Origin of the sequence: Bradyrhizobium sp. DN3, assembly GCF_041357655.1 — a bacterium.
GTDB lineage: Bacteria > Pseudomonadota > Alphaproteobacteria > Rhizobiales > Xanthobacteraceae > Bradyrhizobium.
This window is the reverse complement of the sequence record NZ_JAULLN010000101.1, coordinates 1-332: the sequence shown is the minus strand read 5'-3', so window position 1 is coordinate 332 and position 332 is coordinate 1. Positions and strand designations below refer to the sequence as shown.

The window sequence follows — 332 nt, the reverse complement described above, 5'->3', positions numbered from 1 at the left end:
GTGGCTACGACGTGGTCTGGAAGGATTCGTCGGACGGGCATTACTCGGTCTGGAGTACGGACAGCAGCGGCAATTTCGTGACGACGCTGGCCGCGGCTCCCGAAGTGTTGGGGACCGATCTGTCCCTGAAAGCGCTGGAGCCGACGCTCCAGCAGGATCTCAACGGCAACGGTGTGATCGACAGCAGCGTCACGATCGAGGCGTTCGGATCGACCAGCGTGGTGGTGTCCGGCGGCAACTACTATCTGAGCAACATCTCGACCGGCACCGGGCCTATGCTGAAATACCAAGGCAATGTGGTGAACACGGCCAATTACACCACATGGTCCGTC

1 pseudogene is annotated in these 332 nt (G+C 60.2%); it reads left to right on the top strand.

What is annotated here, in order from left to right:
- Window positions 1-11 precede the first annotated feature (11 nt).
- Window positions 12-332 (top strand): annotated as a pseudogene (locus AAE027_RS39530) (M10 family metallopeptidase C-terminal domain-containing protein); the annotation flags it as partial.